Origin of the sequence: Luteibacter yeojuensis (assembly GCF_000964085.1) — a bacterium.
Classification (GTDB): Bacteria; Pseudomonadota; Gammaproteobacteria; order Xanthomonadales; family Rhodanobacteraceae; genus Luteibacter; species Luteibacter yeojuensis_A.
In genome coordinates, this window is the sequence record NZ_JZRB01000141.1 from 1 (window position 1) to 629 (window position 629).

A 629-nucleotide genomic window follows, 5' to 3' on the forward strand; every position below is an offset into this window, starting at 1 on the left:
GCGACAGCGAGCTCGCCGAGCTCGAGGCGCTCGTCGGGCAGTTGCAGTCGAAACGAAAGGGCCGCTGACCATGCATACCTTCCTCGATACCCTCGTCACCCGCCTTGGCGCCGCATCCCTGCAAACCTTGCTGTTCGCCGGGCTCATCTGGGCGTTGTGCCGGTTCGTGCCATCGCTCAGCGCCGCCGCGCGCTCGTGGATGTGGTGGCTGGTGGCGGCGCAAATGGTGGTGGGCCTGTGCCTGCCCGGCAGCATCGAGCTGAAACTGCTCCCCGCGGCGCCGGCCACGGTCATCACGTCCAATAACCCGTCGATGCCGGCGATGATGTCCATCACCGACCTGCCGCAAGCGCCCGTGGTGGCGTGGGCGTGGTCGTGGACCACCGTGCTGCTCGTCGCATGGGCCGCCCTCGTTGGCGCGCAGCTCGTGGTCGGTGCCGTGCGCTGGTGGCGCATCGCCGGCGTCGTGTCGCGTGCCGGGCCCCACGACGATGTGCGCCTGGAAACCCTTTGCGCGCAACGTGCGCGTGCGCTGGGCCTGCGCCGCTCCCCCCGTCTTGCCGTGTCCGCCGAAGTGGATTCGCCTCAGGTGGTGGGCCTCTGGCGGCCGACCATCCTGCTGCCCCTCG

Annotated in this window: 1 protein-coding gene; it reads left to right on the plus strand. The window is 70.0% G+C overall.

The genetic code is table 11. The features are described from left to right. Positions 1 to 70: 70 nt before the first annotated feature. Positions 71 to 629, plus strand: a 559-nt coding sequence (locus VI08_RS20605) for a M56 family metallopeptidase (protein WP_045831523.1), incomplete at its 3' end; no start/stop codon positions are given.